At 65.0% G+C, this 19,263-nt stretch carries 18 protein-coding genes and 2 pseudogenes; 11 read left to right on the forward strand and 9 right to left on the reverse strand.

From position 1 onward, the window contains the following. Nucleotides 1-8 precede the first annotated feature (8 nt). From xdhB to KUV26_RS23855, 5 genes are all read left to right on the forward strand, one after another. Nucleotides 9-2,327, forward strand: coding sequence for a xanthine dehydrogenase molybdopterin binding subunit (gene xdhB, locus KUV26_RS12915; protein ID WP_222508642.1), 2,319 nt, complete (start codon nucleotides 9-11; stop codon nucleotides 2,325-2,327). 3 nt (nucleotides 2,328-2,330) lie between these two features. Further along, a complete protein-coding gene (gene xdhC / locus KUV26_RS12920; RefSeq protein ID WP_222508643.1) occupies nucleotides 2,331-3,224 on the forward strand; it encodes a xanthine dehydrogenase accessory protein XdhC in 894 nt (297 codons plus the stop codon). A 31-nt stretch (nucleotides 3,225-3,255) separates the two neighbouring features. Then, nucleotides 3,256-4,851, forward strand: coding sequence for a xanthine/uracil/vitamin C permease (locus KUV26_RS12925; RefSeq protein WP_222508644.1), 1,596 nt, complete (start codon nucleotides 3,256-3,258; stop codon nucleotides 4,849-4,851). Between the two features lie 74 nt (nucleotides 4,852-4,925). Further along, nucleotides 4,926-6,224, forward strand: a complete 1,299-nt coding sequence (gene guaD, locus KUV26_RS12930) for a guanine deaminase (protein ID WP_222508645.1) — start codon at nucleotides 4,926-4,928, stop codon at nucleotides 6,222-6,224. A 116-nt stretch (nucleotides 6,225-6,340) separates the two neighbouring features. After that, entirely contained in the window at nucleotides 6,341-6,679 is a 339-nt protein-coding gene (locus KUV26_RS23855) for a transposase (RefSeq protein WP_222508646.1), read from the forward strand. Between the two features lie 3 nt (nucleotides 6,680-6,682). Here KUV26_RS23855 and KUV26_RS12940 read toward each other — a convergent pair. After that, a pseudogene (locus tag KUV26_RS12940) lies at nucleotides 6,683-6,796 on the reverse strand (IS5/IS1182 family transposase); the annotation flags it as partial. Between the two features lie 106 nt (nucleotides 6,797-6,902). Between KUV26_RS12940 and KUV26_RS12945 the strand changes: the two are divergent. Next, nucleotides 6,903-7,368, forward strand: a pseudogene (locus tag KUV26_RS12945) (IS5 family transposase); the annotation flags it as partial. 232 nt (nucleotides 7,369-7,600) lie between these two features. After that, nucleotides 7,601-8,245 carry an exopolysaccharide biosynthesis protein gene (locus KUV26_RS12950; RefSeq protein ID WP_315900113.1) on the forward strand — a complete coding sequence of 215 codons (645 nt, stop codon included), beginning with the start codon at nucleotides 7,601-7,603 and terminating at the stop codon, nucleotides 8,243-8,245. A 68-nt stretch (nucleotides 8,246-8,313) separates the two neighbouring features. On the opposite strand, the gene KUV26_RS12955 is transcribed toward KUV26_RS12950, so the two are convergent. The 5 genes from KUV26_RS12955 to KUV26_RS12975 form a co-directional block, all read right to left on the reverse strand. Further along, entirely contained in the window at nucleotides 8,314-8,988 is a 675-nt protein-coding gene (locus tag KUV26_RS12955; RefSeq protein WP_222508647.1) for an ankyrin repeat domain-containing protein, read from the reverse strand. Between the two features lie 63 nt (nucleotides 8,989-9,051). After that, entirely contained in the window at nucleotides 9,052-9,534 is a 483-nt protein-coding gene (locus tag KUV26_RS12960; protein ID WP_222506384.1) for a GlcG/HbpS family heme-binding protein, read from the reverse strand. Nucleotides 9,535-9,622: 88 nt separating this feature from the next. Beyond that, nucleotides 9,623-10,231 (reverse strand): response regulator transcription factor, encoded by a 609-nt coding sequence (locus tag KUV26_RS12965; protein ID WP_222506385.1) that lies wholly within the window; start codon nucleotides 10,229-10,231, stop codon nucleotides 9,623-9,625. After that, on the reverse strand, nucleotides 10,228-11,775 hold the full coding sequence (locus tag KUV26_RS12970; RefSeq protein ID WP_222508648.1) for a sensor histidine kinase: 1,548 nt from the start codon (nucleotides 11,773-11,775) through the stop codon (nucleotides 10,228-10,230). Before KUV26_RS12970 ends, KUV26_RS12965 begins: the two co-directional genes overlap by 4 nt. A gap of 91 nt (nucleotides 11,776-11,866) precedes the next feature. Next, a complete protein-coding gene (locus KUV26_RS12975) occupies nucleotides 11,867-12,559 on the reverse strand; it encodes a FadR/GntR family transcriptional regulator (RefSeq protein ID WP_222506387.1) in 693 nt (230 codons plus the stop codon). Between the two features lie 82 nt (nucleotides 12,560-12,641). On the opposite strand from KUV26_RS12975, the gene KUV26_RS12980 reads away from it, so the two are divergent. Then, nucleotides 12,642-13,391 (forward strand): sulfite exporter TauE/SafE family protein, encoded by a 750-nt coding sequence (locus tag KUV26_RS12980; protein WP_222508649.1) that lies wholly within the window; start codon nucleotides 12,642-12,644, stop codon nucleotides 13,389-13,391. Between the two features lie 438 nt (nucleotides 13,392-13,829). Here KUV26_RS12980 and KUV26_RS12985 read toward each other — a convergent pair whose 3' ends face one another. Next, the gene (locus KUV26_RS12985) at nucleotides 13,830-14,531 is read right to left on the reverse strand and encodes a GntR family transcriptional regulator (protein ID WP_222508650.1); all 702 of its coding nucleotides are present in this window, start codon (nucleotides 14,529-14,531) and stop codon (nucleotides 13,830-13,832) included. A gap of 202 nt (nucleotides 14,532-14,733) precedes the next feature. Between KUV26_RS12985 and KUV26_RS12990 the strand changes: the two genes are divergently transcribed. From KUV26_RS12990 to KUV26_RS13000, 3 genes are all read left to right on the forward strand, one after another. Further along, on the forward strand, nucleotides 14,734-15,819 hold the full coding sequence (locus KUV26_RS12990; RefSeq protein WP_222505711.1) for a TRAP transporter substrate-binding protein: 1,086 nt from the start codon (nucleotides 14,734-14,736) through the stop codon (nucleotides 15,817-15,819). A 66-nt stretch (nucleotides 15,820-15,885) separates the two neighbouring features. Beyond that, nucleotides 15,886-16,383 (forward strand): TRAP transporter small permease subunit, encoded by a 498-nt coding sequence (locus KUV26_RS12995; RefSeq protein ID WP_222505710.1) that lies wholly within the window; start codon nucleotides 15,886-15,888, stop codon nucleotides 16,381-16,383. Then, nucleotides 16,380-17,930 carry a TRAP transporter large permease subunit gene (locus KUV26_RS13000; RefSeq protein WP_222508651.1) on the forward strand — a complete coding sequence of 517 codons (1,551 nt, stop codon included), beginning with the start codon at nucleotides 16,380-16,382 and terminating at the stop codon, nucleotides 17,928-17,930. The genes KUV26_RS12995 and KUV26_RS13000 overlap by 4 nt, the downstream gene beginning before the upstream one ends. Before the next feature lie 207 nt (nucleotides 17,931-18,137). Here KUV26_RS13000 and KUV26_RS13005 read toward each other — a convergent pair whose 3' ends face one another. Both KUV26_RS13005 and KUV26_RS13010 read right to left on the reverse strand, forming a co-directional pair. Continuing rightward, nucleotides 18,138-19,025 (reverse strand): 3-keto-5-aminohexanoate cleavage protein, encoded by an 888-nt coding sequence (locus KUV26_RS13005; protein ID WP_222508652.1) that lies wholly within the window; start codon nucleotides 19,023-19,025, stop codon nucleotides 18,138-18,140. Between the two features lie 42 nt (nucleotides 19,026-19,067). Beyond that, nucleotides 19,068-19,235 carry a hypothetical protein gene (locus tag KUV26_RS13010; protein WP_222508653.1) on the reverse strand — a complete coding sequence of 56 codons (168 nt, stop codon included), beginning with the start codon at nucleotides 19,233-19,235 and terminating at the stop codon, nucleotides 19,068-19,070. Nucleotides 19,236-19,263: the final 28 nt, after the last annotated feature.

Genomic DNA, 19,263 nt, shown 5'->3' on the forward strand with positions numbered 1-19,263 from the left:
ATTTTGAGATGAAAGACCATCAGACCATCAGCGGCGCCGTTCACCATGACCGCCAGCACGACAGCGCCATCAAGCACGTGACGGGCCGCGCCGAATACACTGACGATATCGCCGAGCCCTATGGCACACTGCACGCCTACCTGGGTGTCTCCACCGTGGCGCATGCCAATATCAAAGGCATCGATTTGTCAGCAGTGCGCGCTGCGCCCGGCGTGGTGGATGTGCTGACCGCCGATGACATTCCCGGTGTCAACGACATCAGCCCCACCGGCAAGCATGACGAGCCGGTGTTCCCGACCGAGAAAGTCGAATTCCACGGCCAGCCGATGTTTGCGGTCATCGCCGAAACCCGCGATGCCGCCCGCCGTGCGGCTGAGCTGGCGCAGGTGGATTACGAGGTGCTGCCGCACGCCCTGGACCCGGTCCAGGCGCAGGAGGCCGGTTATCCGATGATCACCGACCCGCTGAAGCTGGAGCGCGGCGATGTGGAAGCTGGGCGTAAGGGCGCTGCCCACCGCATTCAGGCGCAGATGACCGTCGGCGGCCAGGATCATATGTATCTGGAGGGCCACATCGCCTTTGCCATCCCCGGCGAAGACGAAGATGTGACCGTGCATTGCTCCACCCAGCACCCGAGCGAGGCGCAGCATATGGTGGCGCATGTTCTGGGCGTGGCGAACAACGCGGTGACCGTCAACGTGCGCCGGATGGGCGGCGGCTTTGGCGGCAAGGAAAGCCAGATGAACCTGTTCTGCGCGGTGGCTGCAATTGCTGCGAAGAAGCACAACCGCCCGGTCAAGATCCGCCCGGACCGCGATCAGGACATGACCGCCACCGGCAAGCGCCATGACTTCGTGATCGACTATGACGTGGCCTTTGACGATGCGGGCCGCATTCAGGCGGTCGAGGGCGGCTTTGCCGCGCGCTGCGGTTATTCCTCGGACCTGTCCGGTCCGGTCACCGACCGCGCGCTGTTCCATGCGGATAACGCCTATTTCTACCCGAACGTGCGGCTGAAAAGCCGCCCGATGAAGACCAACACGGTTTCAAACACCGCCTTCCGCGGCTTTGGCGGCCCGCAGGGTGTGGTTGCAGCGGAGCGGATCATCGAGGAAATCGCCTATGCCCTCGGCAAGGACCCGCTGGATGTGCGCAAGGCCAACTTCTATGGCGAAGAGGGCCGCGACCTGACGCCCTATCATCAGAAGGTGGAGGACAACATCCTCGACCGGCTGATCGGGGAGCTGGAAGAAAACGCCGAGTACCGCAAGCGCCGCGAGGAGATCATCGCCTTCAACAAGGAGTCGAAGATTATCAAGAAGGGCATTGCTCTGACCCCGGTGAAATTCGGCATTTCCTTCACTGCAACCTGGTACAATCAGGCGGGCTCGCTGATCCATGTCTACAATGACGGCTCGATCCACCTGAACCACGGCGGCACCGAGATGGGGCAGGGCCTCAACACCAAGGTGGCGCAGGTTGTGGCCGATGCCTTCCAGGTGGATTTCGAGCGCATCAAGATCACCAAGACTACCACCGAGAAGGTGCCGAACACCTCGGCCACCGCGGCCTCGTCCGGGTCGGACCTGAACGGTATGGCGGCGCTGGATGCGGCGGAGCAGATCATTGCCCGGCTGACCAAGTTCGCGGCTGAAAAGTATGAAGTCTCCGAGGCGGAAGTCCAATTCCTGCCCAACCGCGTGCGGGTTGGCAGCGAGGTGATCCCCTTCGACACGCTGGTGAAAGAGGCCTATATGGCCCGCGTCCACCTGTCGGCGGCGGGGTTCTACAAGACGCCGGAAATCCATTGGGACCGCGCGGCGGGCAAGGGGCAGCCCTTCTTCTACTACGCCTATGGCGCGTCCTGCTCGGAAGTCTCCGTCGATACGCTGACCGGCGAATACCGGGTGGAGCGCACCGACATCCTGCATGACGTGGGCCGCTCGCTGAACCCGATCCTGGACAAGGGCCAGGTGGAGGGTGCCTTCATCCAAGGCATGGGCTGGCTGACCACCGAGGAACTGTGGTGGGACGGCGAGGGCCGCCTGCGCACCCATGCGCCCTCGACCTACAAGATCCCGCTGGCGTCTGACCGGCCGCGCATCTTCAATACGCAGCTGGCCGAATGGTCGGTGAATAAGAAGCGCACGATCAAGCGGTCCAAGGCCGTGGGCGAGCCGCCGTTCATGCTGGGCATCTCGGTGTTCGAGGCGCTGTCGATGGCGGTTGCCAGCACCGCGGACTACAAGGTCTGCCCGCGCCTGGATGCGCCGGCCACGCCGGAGCGCGTGCTGATGGCGATCGAAACGCTCAAAGGGCAGGGCTGAGCGATGACCCGCCGCCTCTCCCTCCAGGGTTTTCTGGCAAGCCACAGCCGTGTGGTGCAGGTCGCGCTGACCCGCGTTCGCGGGTCCTCCCCGCGCGAAACCGGCACCTGCATGTTTGTGGCGGCGGAAGGCCTGTGGGGCACCATTGGCGGCGGCCAGCTGGAATACATCGCCATCGACCACGCCCGGCGGATGCTGAAGCAGCATGTGATCAGCGACACGCTGGATGTGCCGCTGGGGCCGGAGATCGGCCAGTGCTGCGGCGGAAGAGTGGAAATGTCGCTGGCGCAGATGCGCCAGGCCGACCGCGAGGACGCCATTGCCCGCCAGCAGGCCGAGGACCAGGCGCTGCCGCATGTCTATGTGATGGGCGCTGGCCATGTGGGCCGGGCGCTGGCGGATCTGTTCCAGCATATGCCGGTGCGCTGCATCCTGGTTGACCAGCGCGCCGAAGAGCTGGCCCTGTGCAACGCGGATGTGGAAGTCCGCCAAAGCGCTATTCCTGAGATCGACATCGCCACCGCCCCGGCGGGCAGTGCGTTCATCGTTCTTACTCATGATCACGCGCTCGATTTCCTGCTAGCCTCCGCTGCCCTGCAGCGCGGCGATGCGGGCTATGTCGGCCTGATCGGATCGGCCACCAAGCGGGAGAAGTTCCGCCGCTGGTGCCGGGACCATTGCGACGGTCTGGGAACCGACCGTCTCATCTGCCCCATCGGGGCAAGCGGTAGCCGCGACAAGCGGCCCAGCGTCATCGCAGCCTTCGTGGCGGCGGAAGTGATCGCTGATTTGACCTCTGAAACTGCCGCGTCCGCCCCCGCAAGGGGCACAGACCTGCCCGGAACGGGCAAGCAACCGGACGCAGAGGGAGACCCGGCTGGAGCAATCAGCCGGTAAGGACTGCGTCCTCTGATAGGAGGAGGCCGCCATGACCACAGGGCGGAGCTATACGTACAAACTGTTCGCGCGGAATGACTTCAGTGCATTCTGGGCGCTGTTCACCGACAACCTGATCAACCTGATCGTGCTTTCCGGCATCTGTCAGTTTGTCTTCAACATGCCGGCCGACATCGTGTTTGGCCGCATCGTGCCCGGCGCCGCAGTGGCGATCCTGGCCGGTATCGCGGTCTATACCTGGCTGGCCAAGCACATCGCTGAGAAAGAAGGGCGCGACGTGACCGCGCTGCCCTATGGCATCTCGACCCCGGTGATGTTCGTCTATCTGTTCGGCGTGATCGGCCCGATCTACTGGTCCACCAATGACGCCATGCTGGCCTGGCAGGTGGGCATCGGCGCGGGCTTCATGGGCGGCATCGTTGCAGGCCTTGGTGCCATCGTCGGCCCCTGGCTCAAGCGGGTGACCCCGCGCGCCGGTATGCTCGGCACCCTCTGCGGTATTGCCCTGGTGTTCATCGGCACCGTGCCGCTGGCGACGATTTTCGAGAATCCGTTCATCGGCTTTGCCTCGATGATCATCATCCTGTGGGGCCTGGTCGGCCGCCACCGGCTGCCGTTCAACATTCCCGCCGGTCTTCTCGCGCTGATCGTGGGTACCGTCGTGGCGCTTGGCATGGGCGAGGCCTCGGTCTCCTTTGAGGGCGTGGGTGTCTACCTGCCGGTCCCGTATTTCGGTGACCTGATTGCCGGTATCCAGCATCTGTTTGCCAACCCGGAGCTGTTCCTGGTCCTGGTGCCGGTGCAGGTCTACAACTTCATCGAAACCATGAACAACGTCGAAAGCGCCGAAGCGGCGGGCGACCACTATCCGGTGGGCCTGTGCCAGGTCACCGACGGCGTCGGCACCATGATCGGTGCGGTCTTCGGCTCGCCGTTCCCGACCACCGCCTATATCGGCCACCCGGCCTATAAGCGGATGGGCGCGCGGTCCGGCTATATCATCGGCGTCGGGCTGGTGATCCCCTTTGCCGCCTTCTTCGGCCTCCTGGCGTTCCTCAACAACCTGATCCCCGTGGCCGCGGCCGCGCCGGTGCTGGTGTTCGTGGCGCTGAGCCTGGTGACCAATACCGCGCATTCGGTGAAGACCGACCACATCGCCGCCGTGACCATCGCGATGATGCCGCATGTCTCCGCGTTCCTGGTGGTGAAATGGGGCGCGCTGGCCGGTGCCCTGGGCGCACTGGGTGCCACCGGCATGGCGCAGCTGGGCGACCCGGAACTGACCGCAGCGCTGCTGCAGCAGGGGGCGCATTACGAAGGCCATCTGGCCCTCAGCCAGGGTGCAATCCTGACCGGTCTGATCTGGGGCGCCATCGTGGCCAGCGTGATCGACGGCGATTTCCGCAACGCGGGCGGCTTTGCCCTGGCGGCAGCTCTGATGTCACTGGTCGGCGTAATCCACTCCGCCAGCCTGCACTGGCCGGAGTTCAGCGGTATCGCACTAGGCTACCTGATCGCCGCCGGCTTCCTGTTCATCTACCCGATCTTCCACAAGGCCGAGGAGCATGAGGAAGCTGAGGAGGACGGTGTGAAACCCCACGTGCCGCACCTGCCGGCCGGCGAATAATCTAACATGACACCCAAGTGACAATGGGCAGGGGGCCGCGCGCTCCCTGCCTGCGAACCAAGGACAACAACGACATGACATCGAAACAGACGCTGCTGCGCGGCCGGGTGCTTTCCTTCACCGCCGAGCCGCAAGACCCCCAGGACACCAGCGCCTATGAGTTCATCGAGGACGGCGCGCTGCTGGTCGCGGACGGCATGATCCTGGCCAAGGGAAGCTATGGCGACCTCGCCCAGCAGGCGGCGGATGCGGAGGTGATCGACCACCGCCCGAACATCCTGATGGCCGGCTTCATCGACACCCACCTGCATTTCCCGCAGGTGCAGGTGATCGCTTCCTGGGGCTCGCAGCTCTTGGAATGGCTGAACAACTACACCTTCCCGGAGGAGGTCCGTTTTGCCGATGCAGGCCACAGTGCCGAGATGGCCGGGCATTTCTTTGACCTGCTGACCAGCCACGGCACCACCACCGCGGTGGCCTACTGCTCGGTCCACAAGACTTCCGCCGAGGCCTATTTCACCGAAGCCGCCCGCCGCAACATGCGGATGATCGGCGGCAAGGTCCTGATGGACCGCAACGCGCCCGAGGGCCTCTTGGACACGCCAGTCAGCGGCTATGACGACACCAAGGAGCTGATCGCGAAATACCACGGCAAAGGCCGGGGCATGTATGCGATTACCCCGCGGTTTGCCATCACCTCCACCGCCGGTCAGATGGAGATAGCGGGCGCGCTGGTGCAGGAGCACCCGGATTGCTACGTGCAGACTCACCTGTCGGAAAACCACGACGAGATCGCCTTTACCGCCGAACTGTACCCGCAGGCGCGCGATTATCTGGACGTCTACCAGTCCTACGGGCTGCTGACCGAAAAAATGCTGCTGGGCCATTCCATCCACCTGCAGCCGCGCGAGATCGATGCACTGGCGGAGACCAAAGCCAAGCCGGTGTTCTGCCCGACCTCCAACCTGTTCCTGGGCAGCGGGCTTTTTGACGACGCAGGCCTGCGCGGGCGCGGCATCACCAATGCTATCGCCACCGACATCGGCGCCGGCACCAGCTATTCGATGCTGCAGACCCTGAATGAGGGCTACAAAGTTCTGCAATTGCAGAACCAGAAGCTGCACCCGCTGCGCGCTTTCCATTGGATAACCCGCGGCAACGCGGTGGCGCTGGGGCTGGAGGATAAGGTGGGCACGCTGGAAGCCGGCACCGAAGCCGATATTGTGGTGCTGGATTCCCGCGCCACGCACGCGATGGACCTGCGGATGCAGCGGGCGGAGACCCTGTCCGAGGAACTGTTCATCCTGCAGACCCTGGGTGACGACCGCTCCATCGTACAGACCTATGTGGCTGGCCAGCCGATGAAGGCCTGACCCTGCCGCCGCGGGCAAGCGCCCGCGGCATTTCCCGTTCGCTTTATCTACCGGGTCTTTGTTGCACCCTGCGGAAATTGGGCCAGGCAAGCGCTGCAATTGAGGTTCAGATTCCATTGATCTTGATTGATCGTCATGATTCACCGGACGCAAATCGAGCGGTGACCTTTCTGATCTCTTGTTGGCTGACCGGTGCGCAGTTGGCGCGACTGGCGCCGTATTTCCCAATGTCGCATGGCGAGCCTCGGGCCGATGACCGGAGCGTGCTGGGCAGGATTGTCTTCATCAATCGCAATGGCTTGCGCTGGCAAGAGGCACCGAAGGTATACGGCCCGCACAAGGCCTTGCACCACCCTTGTAGCGATGGAGCGTCAATGGCGGGCTTCGCTCAGATGATGGCTGGACTGGCAACTGACCTGTCAGCAGGCAAGCTCCCCGTTACAGCATCTCATTGAGTTTCAAAGCCAGTAGATGACGAGGGCGGCAAGAGCGATTGCTAAGTGGAATACCTGCGGACATTTGCCGGAGCGGGTCACGATGCGCCTCCAGTCCTTCAGCCTGCCGAACATGATCTACACCCGGTTTCGCCACTTGTCATATTCGATGGTCGCTGTCCCGTGTGCCTTGAGATATGATGCGTCAATTATGACGGTCTTGCCTTCATTGTGGTCAGCCGCCAGTCTCGGGGTCAAAAAAGGGGACGCGGACAGCTGATCGGGCGCGCCAAGGGTGGAATGGACACCAAGCTGCACGCAATCTGTGACAGCCAGGGGCGTTCACTGAACCTGTTCGTGACCGCCTGGCAGGTGAGTGATTACACCGACGCAAAGGCGCTTCTGAGTGGGCTGCCAGACGTCCAGTGGCTTCTCGGAGATCGCAGAAATGATGCCGATTGGGTTATAGAAGCGTTGAAGGACAAATGGATACGCGCCTGCCATCCCGGCCGAAAGCAGCGCAAGAAAGCCACCAGATACGACAAACGCCGATATAAGCGGCGCAACCGCATTGAGATTATGTTCGGCAGGCTGAAGGACTGGCGGCGAGTCGCGACACGATACGATACGATACGATACGATACGACAGATGCCCAAAAGTCTTCCACTTAGCAATTGCGCTTGCAGCACTCGTAATCTACTGGCTTTGAAACTCAATGAGTCCAGAGCCTAGATCACTTTCCGAGGCTGTTGGCGGTCACTGCGGCGGCCGGGACAGAAGCTCCTGCGGATCAGGCCAGCAGGCGGGTGCGATGATTCTGATTTACCCGGCACCGCTGCCATGCGGCCGGTCTGCAAACTCAGAGGCACCGCTTGGCGGTTGTTGTGACGCCGCGAAGCGGCTAAGCAGGCTTCGTGCGCGGTTCATTTTAAGAGGCGAGAGTGAAAGCTGTTCCTGGCTGCCCCTATCCGGGCACCGCGAGGCTGGCCAAAAAGCGGTCTCTGTCGTTCACGCTGCTTCGCGTGATACGCGGTCATCCAAGCGGAAATGAAATGTTCCTCGGCGCGATTCTGGAGCAATTGGGCGACAGGTCCTTTGGCTGGGCCATTCTGCTGTCCTGCCTGATCAATTTGCTTCCGTTGCCGCCGGGGGCGACACTGATCACCGCCATTCCGCTTTTGATCTTCTGCGGTCAGTTGAGCCTGGGGTTCTCCAGCGTCCGCCTGCCGAAAAGAATTGCGCGGATCCGGATTCCTCTGGAGGCCATGCGCCGCAATGTCCTGCGCCTGCGGCCGGTTTCCCGGCGGCTGGAACGCATTGCCCGCCCGCGTCTTCCTGCGGTCTTCCATCCGAAGCGGGAGCAGTTCATCGGCTGTTTGCTGTTCCTGGTGTCTCTGGCGCTGTTCGTGCCCTTGCCGCTCAGCGGCTGGTTTCCCGCAATTGCCCTGTTCGTCGCAAGCATCGGGCTGGTCGAGCGGGACGGGATAATAGTGCTGGCAGGCGTCTGCGCAGGGGTGTTTTCGATAGCCCTGACAGCCTTTGTTGCGGCATCGATCCTGATCGGAGCAAACAGCCTGCTGCACTGAATTCCTGTGATTCCGGCGGGCTGCAGGGCGGCCGCTGAAACAGCCCTGTTCCGGCCCCTGCCGTAGAGCTACTGACTGCTGCCCCGGAGTATGGCAGCAATATCCGCAAAGCCGCGGGCCTCGGCATGCTGCAACGGGGTGACGCCGTCGAAATCGGCAATTGCTGCGTTGGCTCCGGCCCCGACCAGGGCATGCACGGTGGCGGTGTGATCCGGCCCGCCGTCGCCTAGCACCACCGCCTCCATCAGCGCGGTCCACCCCAAGTTATTGACATGATCCAGCGGCGCGCCGCCGGCAATCAGGCGCCGGACCACCTCATGGTGGCCCAGATGGGCAGCGGCGATCAGCGCGGTGCCGTCATAGACGCTGGTGATCAGATCAGCGCGGTTGCCCAGTTCCAGCGCCAGCGAAACCATCTCGGGATCATCGGCGACCGCGGCGATGGTGAGCACGTCATAGAACCGGTTTTCCAGCGCGTTCATGTCGCCGCCGGCCTCGGCCAGGGCCCGCAGCGCCTCATCGCTGGAGGCGAAAGCGGCGACATGCGCCGGAGTCCGTCCGGCACGGTCCCGGGCATCAGGATCCGCCCCTGCGGCGGCAAGGCGGCGGATGGCAGCGGCATTGTCCTCGTGGGCCGCAAGGTGACCCCCCCCGTAGCCTGCCAGATCAGCGGCGGACGGCGGGGTTTGCGCCTGCACGGCGGGTGCCGCCAGCAGTATCAGGCTCAGCAATATGCGCAGCATTTGCAGGGTCCTCCTTGGCGTGCGGCCGCCCGGAAGTGGGCGGCCGCGGGTTCCGTGCGCGGTTTATTCGGCGCCGATGGCGTCCAGGCCCGCGCGAACGCACGTGGCGTCGATGTCGCCCGAGGGCGCGCCGCCGGCGCCGATGCCGCCCACCAGCGCGCCGCCGATGCGAATCGGCAGGCCGCCGGCCTGGATCACCAGGCGGCTGTCCATGTCGCGCAGCCCGTCGTTCTGCGGGTTGCTGCCGATAAAGCCCGCCAGGCCGGCGGTGTCGCGGCCCATGCTGGCGGAGGTGAAGGCCTTGCCGGTGCTGCTGCCGACGGTGTGCGGCCCGGCGTTGTCGGCGCGCAGTATCACCTTGGTCACGCCGCTGCGGGCGACGACGGCGACACTGACATTGTGGCCTTCGGCGGCGCAGGCATCAACCGCGGCCTGCGCCGCGGTCTGTGCCATCTCCAGCGGCAGGTAGGGGGCGGTCGGCAGCTCCTGCGCGGCGGCGGCAACCGGGGCCAGCAAGGCGGCGGCGAGGGTCAGTTTGCGGATCATTGCGGTCCTCCTTCATGTCTGATGGGGGCACCCTAGCGGCGCATCCGCCGGCCGGGAATTGGTAGGGCTTGCAGCGCTCTCGGTAGTTCTACGGAGTGCCGTGCGCCTCCAGCCAGAGCCGGGTCAGCTCGGCGGCGGAGGTGGTGCCGGCCTTGGTGCCGATCGCCGCCCGGTGGCTGTCGACGGTGCGCGGCGACAGGTCCAGCACCCCGGCGATCTGCCGTGTGGTCAGCCCCTTGGCGATCATCTCCAGAACTTCGGCTTCGCGTCCCGTCAGCCGCGCGAGCAGGCGCCGGGCCTCGTCGGTTTCCGACGCCTGGCGGCGGCTGCGCTCCAGCTCGGCCTGGCCGCGCTGGATGGCGTCGATCAGGTCGTGCTCGTCCACCGGCTTGCTGAGAAAGTCGATGGCGCCGCTGCGGAAGGCGCGGCGGCAGGCCTCGATATCGCCGTGGCCGCTGATCACCACCACCGGCCAGTCCACGCCCTGCGCGCGCAGCTGCTCCTGCAGCTTGAGGCCGGAGATCACCGGCATCCGGATGTCGAGGATCAGGCAGCCCGGCGGCAGCGTGGCGAGGGCGCTGAGGAACGCCTCCGGCGCGGCAAAGCCGCGGACCTCGATGCCGACGGTGCGCAGCAGCAGCGACAGCGCCTCGCGCACCGCGTCGTCGTCATCCACCAGGTAAACCGGGCAGCTCATTCCGCGGCCTCCGCCGGGCGGGCGCCGGCGTCCGGCAGGCGCAGGCGGAACAGGGTTTGCGGCGCGTCCGCGCCGAGCGACAGATCGCCGCCCATGCGTTCGGCCAGCCGCTGGCAGAGCGCCAGGCCGAGGCCGGTGCCGTCCGGCTTGCCGGTGACGAAGGGTTCGAACAGCCGCGGGCGGATCTCCGGCGGCACGCCGGGGCCGCTGTCGGCAACCTCGATCAGCACCCCGCCGCCGCTGCGCCGGGCTCTGAGCGCGACCTGTTTCTCATCGCTCTCTGCGGCGGCCTCGATGGCGTTGCGCACCAGGTTGAACAGGATCTGCTCCAGCTCGACCGGGTCGGCGCGGACGGTCATTGCGGACGGCCCCGGATCCACCGCGAGGCGGACGCCGGCGCGCCCGGCCTCGGGCCGCAGCAGCAGCTCGACGCTGCGGATGGCCTCCTGCACCGGCGCCGGCCCGGCGGGGCCGGTGCGCGGCCGGGTCCAGCTGCGAAGCCGCCCGAGAATGGCGGAGGCACGCTTGGCCTGGCTGGCAATGCCCTCGAACACCGGGCCGGTCTGGTCCGCGCCGCCGCGCGCCGCCAGGTGCCGCCCGGCCTGGGCCTGGCTGAGGATCGCGGTCAGCGGCTGGGTCAGCTCATGCGCGATGCCGCTGGCCATTTCGCCCAGGGCGTTGACCCGCGAGGCATGGGCGAGGCGGGCGTCCTGCGCGCTCAGCCGGGCCTGGCTTTCGGCCTGCCGCGCCCGCAGCAGCTGGCGCAGGCCGAGCGCGGCGATCAGGTAGAGCAGGGAGGTGAAACCCGCCACCGCCAGCAGCCGTTGCAACGGCAGCAGATCGGTGAGGCCGGGCGCAATACCGGCGCTGAACGACAGGGGCTGCGAGGCACTGCCGAGCGGTTTGGCGAATTGCGCGGCAGCGTCAGCGGCCGGGCCGCCTTGAAGCAGGCCGGTGCCATCGGGCAGGTCCAGCGTCCGGGACACCGAAGGCCGGGACCAGAAGGCGCTGTCGGAGGCCAGCAGCGCGGCGGCATCGATCTGCAAGGCCAGGCCGAAGCGTGCGCTGTCTGAGTTAGGGCTGCGCTTGACCAGCAGGTAGTGGCCTGGTGCGCTGGGTGTGGCCGCCAGCACCAGCTGCCCGCTGGAGGCCCGCGCGGCGCTGCGGACAATGGCGGCGGTTTCCTCCGGCAGGCCGGGGCGGCTGGTCAGATAGCCGCCGCCCGCCAGCGGCACCAGGTCGATGGCGGTGATGCGCGGGTAGAACCGAAGGATGGTGGCGCCGACATCCAAGAACAGATCGCGCCGCACCTCTTCTCCCGCAGTGGCCAAGGCGGACAGAGAGGTCAGGTGGGCGTCGTGCTGATCGGCGCGCTGCGAGGCGAGGCGGTGGAGGATATGCGCCTCGGTCTGCAGTTCGTTTTGCAGCTTCTGGCGTTCCAGCAGCGCCGAGAGCCCGGCCGCCACGAACAGAACGGCCAGCCAGCCGCCCAGCAGGCGCAGGGGAGAGGCGGGCGGACGTGGGGTCGGGGAAGGCGTTTTCATGGTCCGGTAGGTGCAGATCTGGCAGGACAGACCGTATGGGACGGAAGGGGCCGCTGCAAGCCGCGGCGGCAGCGGGCCGGATCAGGGCCGGTCAGACGGGCGGGCCGCGCCGCAAGGCTGCCTCAATCGTACCGAGGTGGCGGGTCATCGCGGCGTAAGCCTCCTCCGGATCGCCCCGGGCGATGGCCTCGGCCACCGCGTGATGCTGGTCGCTGTGCAGGCTGCGGAACTCGCCGACGCCGATCCGGCGGTAGGTGCGGTCCCATTCGCGCTGCCAGGCGGTGCGGCGGCGGGTGCCCGAAAGAAAGCCCAGGAAGCCGATCAGCACCGGGTTGGCCGAAACCTGGGCGACCGCGCGGTGAAAGGCATCATCGACCTGTTCGCAGGCCAGGGTGTCGCGCGCGCTGCGGCCGGCCGCGGCCTTGCGCCGCAGGTAGTCCGCATCCGCCGCATCGGCCCGCCGTGCGGCCTCGGCCGCAATCTGCGGCTCCACCAGCAGCCGTGCGCGCATCAGGTCCAGCGGTGTCACCCCGTCTATCAGCACGGTATCCCGAAGCGGCAGATGCCGCGGGCGCGAGCCGCGGAAGGTGCCCTGTCCGACGTGGCGCCAGATTTCGCCCTGCGCCTCCAGCCGGGCCAGCGCCTTGCGCAGCGTATCGCGGCTGCAGGACAGCATCTGCGCCAGTTCCCGTTCGGGCGGCAGGCGGTCGCCTGCTGCCGGGGCAAGGCTGTCCAGCAGTTGCAGCAGCGCGCTGCCTGCCGCTTCCACGGTTTGCCTAGCCATATTGTCCTCCCGAATTTCAGACCAATTTGCAGACCAATCAATGCGAGGGCAAGCAGGGGCCGCTGAAGACGGAGATGAAAAAATGCTGGAGACTGCACTGCTGTTCGTGGCGGGACTCGCCGGGGGGCTGCTGAATGCCGTTGCCGGGGGCGGCACCTTTCTGACCCTGCCGGCGCTGATCTATGCCGGAGTGCCGCCGGTCAGTGCCAACGCGACCGCGGCGCTGACGGCGCTTCCAGGCTACATCAGCAGCGCCTGGGGCTTTCGCGGCGACCTGCGGCCGGAAGGCAGGCTGGGGCTGAGGGGTACGGTGGCGATTGCGGCGGCAGGCAGCATTGCCGGGGCGCTTCTGCTGGTCGTGACGCCGGGGGAGACCTTCCTGTGGGTGGTGCCATGGCTTCTGCTGGCCGCCACGGCGCTGTTTGCTGCCGGACCGCATCTGATGCGGCTGATGAGGCGGCAGGACGGGGAGACGGCTGGTCCGGGCGGCTCAGCCGTGGTCATTCTGGCGGTGTCGGTCTATGGCGGCTATTTCAACGGCGGGCTGGGGATCATGCTGCTGGCCGCGTTCGGGATGATCGGCTACCGCAGCCTTCACGGGATGAACGGGCTCAAGAACATGCTGTCGGCGGTGCTGTCGCTGACCTCGGTGCTTGCCTTTGTCACCGCAGGGCTGATCGCTTGGGAACAAGCGCTGGTGATGGCGGCGGGCGCAGCGGCGGGTGGTTACGCCGGCGCGCGGCTGAGCCGCCGGATCGTGCGGACCGATCTGCTGCGCCATTTCGTGACCGCCACGGGCGCCGGAATGACGCTGGTGTTCTTCCTGGTCTGATCCGCCGGATGCCGGGCCGGCGCCAGAAACCGGACCCTGCGAATTGCACGCCGGTTGCGATCGATGCGGCAAGCGGGTGCGGTCGAATTGGCCGCTCCTTGTGACTTGATAGGCTCTGTTTGACCTGCCCGCCGATAGGTTCAGGGGACCGTAGACCGAGATACCGGAATAAGCGGTACTGGCTGTCGTTAACAGGTCAGAAGTCCAACAGGTTGACGTGGCTACAGCGCAAGGCAACCCGCGCGAGAATGCGGTTCGCGAGGGTGCAATTTTCGGTTATGCGCTCTTGAGCAGCAGCCGCGGCACCTGTAATGGCGCGGGCGCCATCATTTAACATAATCATCATTATGGAATAATTTATTCGCAGCAGCTGTTCTCCGCGAGGCTTTCACAGGGTTTGCCTCCTGAAACGTAAAGCAGCAAACAGGCTGGCCGCCATCACCCCTGAGTGAACAGCTGATAGCCCGGATGCGCCACAGCGCGCAGGCTGGTTATCGGATCCTCCCCGATCCATGTGGTGCGCTCCATGACGAACAGTGCGTCACCGGTTTTGCTCTGGAGCACTTCGCTGTCGCTTTCGGTGCCGGGCCGCGCGTAGAGCCGCAAGTCGCACCGGCTGTAAGGACGATGGCGGACCAGCCATTCATTTGCACTTTCACGGGTCAGATCGACCGCTTTGATTTCCGGCACGGTTTCCAGGCAGATCCAACGGTCCTCAAAGATATAGGGCCGGTTGTCAGCCAGGTGAAGTGCTTCGACACGCAGCATCGGGCGGGCCTCGTGCAGGCCGAAATTGGCCATGATGGCCTGGGATGAAATCTGAACGGACTGGCGGATCAGCTGATACTGGTAAACGCTGCCCTTCTGTTCGACCTCAAGCCGGGTGATCGGGATATTCAGCGTCGCGCGGGTGACCGGATCGCGCCGCACCATCGTGCCGCCCTTGCGCCGCCGCTCCACCGTCCCGCTTTCGGCCAGGTCCCGCATGGCGCGGTGAACGGTCGAGCGGGCACAGCCGAATTGGGCCGCAAACTCTTCATCGCGCGGAAGTTTATCCCCGGGCCCGTAGGTGGAATCCAGGATCATCTTCCGGATGCTGTCCCGGATATCCGTCCAGGAATGGCGCCGCTTGTCCGTCAAGATTCCTCCCCCAGACCACACGGGACAATGGCCGTTTCCGCTCCATATTTCATCCCGCGGCAAAAGGCGAACGTGAACTGCCAACCACGATTGACAATATTATGTAGCTACATATTAATGTAAAGCACTTACAAAACAAGACCGAGTCTGCGCCACCGGCCAGCGGCCACCGCAGATCCACCGACAGACGGAGGAATGGAACATGCAAAGACGGAAGTTTCTGAAGGCCGGCGCTTTGGGCGCAGCGGCCACGGCGCTGGCCAGCCCGGCCATCGCCCAGGGCAAGATGCAGTGGAAGATGGTCACTGCTTGGCCGAAAAACCTGCCCGGTCCCGGCGTGGCGGCACAAATGCTGGCGGACCGGATCACCACGCTGTCGGGCGGCCGGATCGAGGTGAAGCTGTTTGCCGCCGGCGAACTGGTTCCGGGCCGCGGCGTGTTCGATGCCGTCTCCGAAGGCACTGCCGAGCTGTATCATGCGGTGCCGGCTTACTGGGGCTCCAAGTCCAAGGGCATCCTGCTGTTCGGCTCGCAGCCGTTCGGCCTGCGCGCAGATGAGCAGGTCGGCTGGATGTATCACGGCGGCGGCCAGGCGCTCTATGACGAGATGTACGGCCGTTTCGGCATCAAGCCGTTCCTGTGCGGCAATTCCGGACCGCAGTGGGGCGGCTGGTTCAAGACCGAGATCAACTCCGCCGAAGACCTGAAGGGACTCAAGTTCCGCACTACCGGCCTGGCCTCGGAAATGGCATCGAAACTGGGCATGGCAGCGGAGGCCACCAGCGGCCCGGCGATGTTCCAGGGCCTGCAAACCGGGGCGCTGGACGCGGGCGAGTTCATCGGCCCCTGGACCGACAGCGCTCTCGGCTACTATCAGGTCGCCAAGAACTACTACTGGCCGGGCGTGGGCGAGCCTTCCTCGGCCGAGGAATGCGGCGTCAACGCCAATGTGTTCGCGGAACTTCCGGAAGACCTGCAACAGGTGGTGACGATGGCCTGTGAGAGCCTCTACAACCCGGTCTGGACCGAATACACCACCAAACACGCGCTGGCGCTGAAGAAGATGGTGGAAGAGGACGGCGTGCAGGTGAAAATGTTCCCCGAGGACGTGATCGCCGCAATGGGCGCAGCCGCCAAGGAAGTGATCGCCGAGCTGCAGGAGGACGAGGACGAGCTGGTGCGCCGCATCACTGAAAGCTTCCTCTCCTACCGCGACAGCGTCGGCGGCTACATGACCTATGCCGACAACGGCCAGATGAACGCCCGTGCCTCGGTGATGGGCTACTGAGCTTTGCAAAGACCGCCGGCATCCGGGTGACCGGGCGCCGGCTTTTTGATGGGGGAGAGACGCAGGATGCTACGGGTTGCGGAGGCGCTGGACGGCCTCAACCGGGGTCTGGCAATGGGGATACGCTGGCTGGCGCTGCTGATGGTGCTGGCGCAATTTGCCATTGTGGTCGGGCGCTACGTGTTCGGGGTGAACTCCATCGCGGCGCAGGAAAGCGTCCTCTACATGCATTCCGCCCTGTTCATGCTGGCGGCGGGCTACACGCTGCTGGTCGACAAGCATGTGCGCGTGGATGTGTTCTATGCGGGCCTCAGCCCCCGCACCCAGCGCCGCATCGACATCTTCGGCCATCTGGTGCTGCTGCTGCCCTCGATGGCAGCCCTGCTCTACTGGTCCTGGCCCTCGGTGCGCAATTCCTGGGCCATCCTCGAAGGCCCGATCGCCGTCGGCGGCCTTGAGGCTGTGTTCCTGCTGAAGTCGCTGATCCCCGCCTTCTGCGTGCTGGTCATGCTGCAATCCATCGCCCTGCTGATCCGCCTGTTCTCCGAAAGAGCCCCCCAATGACGGAATATCTCGACCTGGTCATGTTCGCGGCCCTGATGGCAGCGATCCTCATGGGGTTCCCGGTGGCCTTCTCCATTGCGGGCATTGCGATCCTGTTTGCCTATCTCGGCTGGGCGCTGGGGGTGATGGACATCTCGCTGCTGGGGGCATTGGGCCAGCGCGCCTTTGGACTGCTGAGCAACCAGGTGCTGATCGCCATCCCTCTGTTTGTGCTGATGGGTGCGATCCTGGAAAAGAGCCGCATCGCCGAAGAGCTGCTGGACACAATGGGGCGGCTGTTCGGCCAGCTGAAGGGTGGATTGGGCATTTCGGTGGTGCTGGTCGGGGCTCTGCTGGCGGCCTCAACCGGTATCGTCGGTGCGACCGTTGTGGCGATGGGCATGATCGCCCTGCCCGCCATGCTGCGCGCGGGCTACAACCCGCGGGTGGCTTCCGGAATTGTCTGCACGGCTGGCACCCTGGGGCAGATCATCCCGCCCTCGACCCTGCTGATCATCCTCGCCGACGTGATGTCCAATGCCTACCAGCAGGCGCAATACGAACAGGGAAAATTCTCGGTCGAGGCGCTGTCCGTTGGCCAGTTCTTTGCCGCGGCGCTGTTGCCCGGGCTGGTGCTGGTGGTGTTGTACCTTCTCTATATTCTAATCCGGGGTTTCCTGCGTCCACAGGATATGCCCTCTGCCCCGGCTGACCTGGCCCGCCCCGGCCGCGTCGAGGTCGTGCGCGCCGTCGTGCCGCCGATCCTGCTGATCTTTGCCGTGCTCGGCGCCATCCTCGGCGGCGTTGCAACCCCCACCGAAGCCGCCTCTGTCGGCGCCATCGGCGCCCTGCTTATGGCCGGCGTCCGCGCCGGCGGCCCGGTCCGGCTTATCCTGCTGGGGGCTGCTGCGCTGATCCTGCTGGGCATCCTGTCCGGCCTGCATCCCATCCGCCTGCAGCGCAGCGACCTCAGCAGCGGCGATTTTGCGGCGGGGATGTTTTATGCGCTGCTGGCCGCAGCCGGAGCCATCGCGGTGATCGCCGCCCTGCGCAGCGGGCTGAAACAGCGCATTCTGCACGAGGCCGTGACCTCGACCACGACAATGACGGCAATGATCTTTGCCACCATCCTGGCCGCGGGCATGTTCTCGTTGGTGTTCATCGGCCTGGGCGGCGAAGAGCGGGTGGCGCATATCCTCGGCAACATGCCGGGCGGACCCTCCGGGGCGCTGCTGTTCTGCATGCTGTTCATCTTCGTGCTGGGCTTTTTCCTCGATTTCGTCGAGATCTCGGTGATCGTGCTGCCGCTGGTCACGCCGACGCTGATCCTGATGGGGCATGACCCGGTCTGGCTGGGTATTTTGATAGCGATCAACCTGCAAACCAGCTTTCTGACCCCGCCGTTCGGCTTCTCGCTGTTCTACCTGCGCGGCGCCGCGCCCAAGGAAGTGACCACCAGCCACATCTATCAAGGAGTAGTTCCGTTCATCGGGCTGCAGGCGCTTGGCGTTCTGATGGTCTGGCTGGTCCCAAGCCTTGCCACCTGGCTGCCCGCTGCAATTTTCTGACGCCCCACGCCCTGGTGGCAGCTCCAATGGAAACCAGCCGTAAAGGCAAAGAAGCTCAGGACTGAAGAAGAAAAACAGTCGCGCGGCGCCGTAAAGCCAACAGAGGTTCGCGGCCCCTTGCTTGCGTGGCGGGAGCCGCGTGATTCAGAAGCCGATCAAAAGCACGGTTCCCGGCGCCGACCAGGCCATCGCCACAGGCAGCCGGAACTAAAGGCAGAGGCTGAGGCTCGACACGACCGCCGCCTCCGCAGGCGTTTCGGCCGCCGGCACGCGCAGTCCCAGAATGCGCCGCGCCTCCTGCCAGGTCGCAACCGGGCGGCTGTTTGCTGCGCAGATCTCGGCGGTGCGTCTCACCAATGCGGCGTTGGACGGGGCCAGCGTGTCCCGGTCAAGCCGGACATTGTCCTCCAGCCCGGTGCGCGCGTGCCCGCCCGCAGCAATTGCCCATTCGTTCAGCGTCAGCTGATTGGCCCCGATGCCGGCCGCGCACCACGGCGCGTCTTCTCCGAACAGCCGGTGAACGGTGCGGACGTAATAATCGAATACATCCCTGTCCGCCGGCATGGCGTTTTTCACCCCCATTACGAACTGAATATAGGGAGTGCCCGCCAGCTGGCCTGCGTCGGCCATCTGCTTTGCCTTCAGAATATGGCTCAGATCGAACGCCTCGATCTCCGGCTTGACGCCGAAGTTCAGCATTTCCGAGGCCAGCCAGTCCACCAGTTCCGGCGGGTTCTCGTAGACGCGGGTGGGGAAATTGTTCGACCCCACCGAAAGCGACGCCATGTCGGGCCGCAGGGGCAGCATGCCGCCCCGCGTCCGGCCCGCCCCCGACCGCCCGCCGGTCGAGAACTGGATGATCATACCGGGACAGTGTGTTTCGATACCTTCCTTCAGCGCCGCGAATTTCTCCGGGTCGGACGAGGGCGTCTCATCCTCGTTGCGCACATGCGCATGCACGATCGCGGCCCCCTCCTCAAAGGCTTCATGGGTGGATTCCACCTGTTCCGATACGCTGATCGGAACCGCCGGATTGTTGGCTTTGGTCGGCAGGCTGCCGGTGATCGCCACGCAGATGATACAGGGGTTTGTCATTGTTTCGTTCCGGTTTCTGAGGCGTTTCGGGACTGCGGCCTGTCAGGTCATGAGCCGCTCAGCGCGCGCCTTGCGCGGTGCGGAGGCCTTACCGCCCCGCTGCAAGCTCTCGATCGCGGCGCCTTCTTCATCGCTGAAGAACATCCACGCCGCATCGGGCTTCTTGTGTTTTATGCACCCCGGACAAGGGTCTCCGGCATTCTTGCACATGGCTCCGTCTTCCCGTGCTGTCTTTAGT

Source organism: Leisingera daeponensis (assembly GCF_019801465.1).
GTDB lineage: Bacteria > Pseudomonadota > Alphaproteobacteria > Rhodobacterales > Rhodobacteraceae > Leisingera > Leisingera daeponensis_A.

Bases quoted from the DNA above. Each gene is read 5' to 3' on its own strand.
- xdhB (WP_222508642.1), top strand. From the start codon at position 9: ATGAAAGACCATCAGACCATCAGCGGCGCCGTTCACCATGACCGCCAG.
- xdhC (WP_222508643.1), top strand. From the start codon at position 2,331: ATGACCCGCCGCCTCTCCCTCCAGGGTTTTCTGGCAAGCCACAGCCGT.
- KUV26_RS12925 (WP_222508644.1), top strand. From the start codon at position 3,256: ATGACCACAGGGCGGAGCTATACGTACAAACTGTTCGCGCGGAATGAC.
- guaD (WP_222508645.1), top strand. From the start codon at position 4,926: ATGACATCGAAACAGACGCTGCTGCGCGGCCGGGTGCTTTCCTTCACC.
- KUV26_RS12955 (WP_222508647.1), bottom strand. From the start codon at position 8,988: ATGCTGCGCATATTGCTGAGCCTGATACTGCTGGCGGCACCCGCCGTG.
- KUV26_RS12960 (WP_222506384.1), bottom strand. From the start codon at position 9,534: ATGATCCGCAAACTGACCCTCGCCGCCGCCTTGCTGGCCCCGGTTGCC.
- KUV26_RS12965 (WP_222506385.1), bottom strand. From the start codon at position 10,231: ATGAGCTGCCCGGTTTACCTGGTGGATGACGACGACGCGGTGCGCGAG.
- KUV26_RS12970 (WP_222508648.1), bottom strand. From the start codon at position 11,775: ATGAAAACGCCTTCCCCGACCCCACGTCCGCCCGCCTCTCCCCTGCGC.
- KUV26_RS12975 (WP_222506387.1), bottom strand. From the start codon at position 12,559: ATGGCTAGGCAAACCGTGGAAGCGGCAGGCAGCGCGCTGCTGCAACTG.
- KUV26_RS12980 (WP_222508649.1), top strand. From the start codon at position 12,642: ATGCTGGAGACTGCACTGCTGTTCGTGGCGGGACTCGCCGGGGGGCTG.
- KUV26_RS12990 (WP_222505711.1), top strand. From the start codon at position 14,734: ATGCAAAGACGGAAGTTTCTGAAGGCCGGCGCTTTGGGCGCAGCGGCC.
- KUV26_RS12995 (WP_222505710.1), top strand. From the start codon at position 15,886: ATGCTACGGGTTGCGGAGGCGCTGGACGGCCTCAACCGGGGTCTGGCA.
- KUV26_RS13000 (WP_222508651.1), top strand. From the start codon at position 16,380: ATGACGGAATATCTCGACCTGGTCATGTTCGCGGCCCTGATGGCAGCG.
- KUV26_RS13005 (WP_222508652.1), bottom strand. From the start codon at position 19,025: ATGACAAACCCCTGTATCATCTGCGTGGCGATCACCGGCAGCCTGCCG.
- KUV26_RS13010 (WP_222508653.1), bottom strand. From the start codon at position 19,235: ATGTGCAAGAATGCCGGAGACCCTTGTCCGGGGTGCATAAAACACAAG.